3 protein-coding genes are annotated in these 3,462 nt (G+C 72.2%); 2 read left to right on the top strand and 1 reads right to left on the bottom strand.

Going from position 1 to position 3,462, the window contains the following annotated elements:
• On the top strand, nt 1–516 hold a 516-nt coding region (locus D8M29_RS09860; RefSeq protein WP_238692800.1), incomplete at its 5' end, for a DNA polymerase.
• Between the two features lie 14 nt (nt 517–530).
• Here the strand turns inward: D8M29_RS09860 and D8M29_RS09855 are convergent.
• Entirely contained in the window at nt 531–1,781 is a 1,251-nt protein-coding gene (locus D8M29_RS09855; RefSeq protein ID WP_041104976.1) for a hypothetical protein, read from the bottom strand.
• Nucleotides 1,782–2,019: 238 nt separating this feature from the next.
• Here D8M29_RS09855 and D8M29_RS09850 point away from each other — a divergent pair.
• Nucleotides 2,020–3,462 (top strand): MFS transporter (locus D8M29_RS09850; protein ID WP_127435461.1); only part of this gene is annotated, 1,443 nt, incomplete at its 3' end.

Genomic DNA, 3,462 nt, shown 5'->3' with positions numbered 1-3,462 from the left:
TACGGCTCGACGACGGGCGACTCCGCGGCGCTCATGCCGCACCTGCGCCGGCTCTACCCCCGAGCGATCGGCCTGCTCGAGCGGGCGGCCTCCGTCGGCGAGGGCGGCGGCCAGGTGTCCACGTGGCTGGGCCGCTGGTCCCCCGCACCGGGGCGGAAGTGGCAGGAGTCCGTGTCCGACGTCGGCACCCAGGCCGCCGAGTCCGCGGCCCGGCGACGGCGGCGCTCGCAGGGCCGCTTCACCCGGAACTTCGTGGTGCAGGGCACCGCGGCCGAGTGGGCGCTGTGCTGGATGGGCGAGATCCGTCGTCGAATGCGCTCGGCCGGCATGCGCACGGAACTCGTGTTCTTCGTCCACGACGAGGTCGTCCTGCACGGCCCGGCCACGGAGGCCGAGGCCGTGCGGACGGTCGTGGCGGAGTCCGCGAGCGCCGCCGGCCGCCTGCTGTTCGGCCCCGCCCCCGTGGACTTCCCGCTCACCGTCTCCAGCGTGGGGTCGTACGCGGACGCGAAGTGAGGGGCGTTGGGGGGTCAGGCGCCGTCGTCGGCTGGCTCAATCTCCGCCCGCCGGGCTCGGATCTCCTCGGCCTTGGCGAGCATGCGCTCCTCGCGCTTGGCCTGCAGGGTCCGACCCAATCGGCTGGCGCCCTGCTTGGCGTCCACGGCGTTGGTCTCGACAGCCGTCTTCACCTCACCCGCGAACCCCTGCGCGGCCTCCAACCACCGCTTCCCGGCGACGCGCCCGAGGGCGTCGAGCTCGATGTCCGTGTGCGTCACGAACTCGACCACCTGATCGGTCACGGCATTCGACCCCCGGGTGACGCGGCGCGAGCTGATCGGGTTGGCGACGTAACCGAGGTTCTTCAGGGTTCCTGCCTCGACGAGGGACTCGTTGATTCGCCGGAGTGCCTCAGCGATCCGCGCGGTGCGGTGCACCCGCGCGGCCACGAGGCCCTCGCGGTGCTCGGCCAGCAGCTCGGGTTCGTCCTCCTCCACACGCGCCAGCTCGAGCAGCTGCTGTCGGTCCTGGACGGCCATCGAGCGGGCGAGCATGCCGAGCCAGAACTGGACGTCCTCCTCGGCCGCGCCGACGACCTTGGCCAGCTTGTCCACGTCTGCCTTGGACGCGATGACGCGGTCCGCGACGGCGGCCAGCTGCGAGACGGCTTCTGCCTGCACCTGCTGCAGCAGCAGCGAGTTCTGCTGAACCTTGGACCAAGTGACGGCGGAGACCCGTCCGGTCGATCCGTGGACGGCCTCGGCCTCTTCGATCGCGAAGACGATGCCGCCCAGCTGACCGGCGATCTCGAGCTTGCGCTGCTTCAGGAGGCGATCGAGCTTCTCGTCGATGACGGCCAGATAGTCCTGGATGTCATCGAGCGCGGCCATGATCTGCAGCTGGGTGTTGGCTGCCGCCAGCGCGGCCACGGCCGCGGGGTTGGCCAGCGGGGTCGCCGTGAACGAGAGGTGCTTCACGATCTGGCCTCCGGAGCCGCCGGCGACGTCCTTGCGCCGCAGCACCCCCGAACTCAGGTTCTTCACGCCCAGGGCTTTGACCGTCTCGTAGGACTTGTCGTCCAGCCGGAGATAGCGTGCCCCCTCCAGCTGCGCCTGGGAGATCCCCTGCACCAGCGTGCTCAGCTTGGCCACGAGCGACGGCGTGACCACCTTGGCCCGCACGTCCTCGGCCTGGTCCAGCAGATCGAGGGCCCGGGACGGGCCCCAGACCAGCAGGCCCTGGTCTGCCGCGAACACCTGCATCTCGTCGTGCGTCTCGCTCATGCGTGAAGACTACGGCCTGACGGAGCAGTTCCGGGCCCCCTCAGTTCGCCTTCTCCACCACCGGGGACCCGAGGTGCCTCTGTCCCGCACCCGACGCCGGCGGGACGGGGCGGCAGGGCGTCGACCGCGGTCATGGCCTCCGTGCGCCGCACCGGGCCGAGGACCCTGGGACCTGGCACGATGCGGGACGAGGGCCGATCCTGGAGAGCGCCCGAGACACCCCCGAGAAGGAGACCGCATGCCCGTCGCCCCGCGTCCGTCCGACGACGCCGCGTCCTCGGTCTTCACCCCGCACCAGCAGCGCATCCTCGCGGTGCTCCTCATCCCGATCTTCATGTCCCTGCTGGCCGTGTCCAGCATCAACGTGGCCCTGCCCGCCCTGCAGCGGGGCCTGGACGCCAGTGACGCGGAGCTGCAGTGGGCCATCTCCGGCTACACCCTCGTGTTCGGCATGGTGCTCGTGCCGGCGGGCCGGGCGGGTGACCTCTTCGGACGACGCCGGCTGTTCATGGTGGGCCTCGGCGTGTTCGCGCTCGGTGCGCTCCTGTCCGGCCTGGCGCCCACGGGCGTCCTGCTCGTGCTCGCGCGCCTGGTCATGGGCGTGGGCGCGGGCCTGCTCAACCCGCAGGTCACCGGCTTCATCCAAAGCGAGTTCTCCGGCACCTCCCGCGCCCGGGCGTTCGGGGCGCTCGGTGCCGTCGTCGGGGTGTCCGTGGCGGTGGGGCCGCTGCTCAGCGGCGGGCTCATCGCGTGGCTCGGCGGCGACCTCGGCTGGCGCGCGACCTTCCTGGTGAACGTGCCGATCGCCCTCGGCGCCCTCGTCGTGGCCCGCCACTGGCTGCCACGCACCGCCCCCGAGCGGGCGCGGCGCCCGGACCTGGACCCGGTCGGCGTCGTCCTGCTGGCCGGCGCCCTCGTGGCCGTCATGCTCCCGTTCCTGGACCGTGAGCTCGGGCCGTGGCGGTTCGTGCTCGTGCCCGTCGGCATCGGCCTGACCGCCCTCTGGACACGCTGGGAGGCCCGCTACGCCCGACGGGGCCGCGCCCCGATGGTGGACCTGCGCCTGTTCCAGACCCGCAGCTTCGCGTGCGGCGCCCTGCTGATCGCCATCTACTTCACCGGCTCGACCAGCATGTTCGTGGTGATCGCCATGTTCATGCAGAACGGGCTGGGCTACCCGGCGCTGCACGCCGCACTCATCGGCCTTCCCTCGGCGGTCATGTCGAGCGTGATGTCCACCGTGGCCGGTCGCGTGGTGCTGCGCACGGGCCGGAAGATCGTCGTCCTCGGCATCGCGCTGGCGCTGCTCGCCGTCGTGGGCTCCATCGGGGTGGCGTGGGCCAACCGGGAGTTCGGCCTGAGTCCGTGGTGGCTGCTGCTCACCCTCGCCATCTTGGGTGCCGGGCAGGGGTTGGTGGTCTCCCCCAATCAGACCCTCAGCCTGGCCGAGGTCCCGCCGCGGCACTCCGGCACGGCCGGCGGCGTCCTGCAGACCGGCCAGCGCGTCGGCACGGCCGTCGGCACCGCCGTGATCGTGGGGGTGTTCCTGGGCGTCGCCTCCGGTGCCGACTGGGACGGGGCGTTCATGGCCGCCTTCGCGCTGGTGGCGGGGTGCATGGCGCTCGCGCTCCTCGTCGCACTCGCGGACCTGCGCGGACCACGGACGGCGGCGCCCCGTGGA

This window comes from Micrococcus sp. HSID17227, from assembly GCF_003989405.1.
GTDB lineage: Bacteria > Actinomycetota > Actinomycetes > Actinomycetales > Micrococcaceae > Micrococcus > Micrococcus luteus.
The sequence above is the reverse complement of the archived record's forward strand: the minus strand, read 5'-3'. Positions and strand labels throughout refer to the sequence as shown.

What these genes read in the sequence shown, in the direction of transcription:
- D8M29_RS09855 (WP_041104976.1), bottom strand. Translation starts at nt 1,781, where the DNA reads ATGAGCGAGACGCACGACGAGATGCAGGTGTTCGCGGCAGACCAGGGC.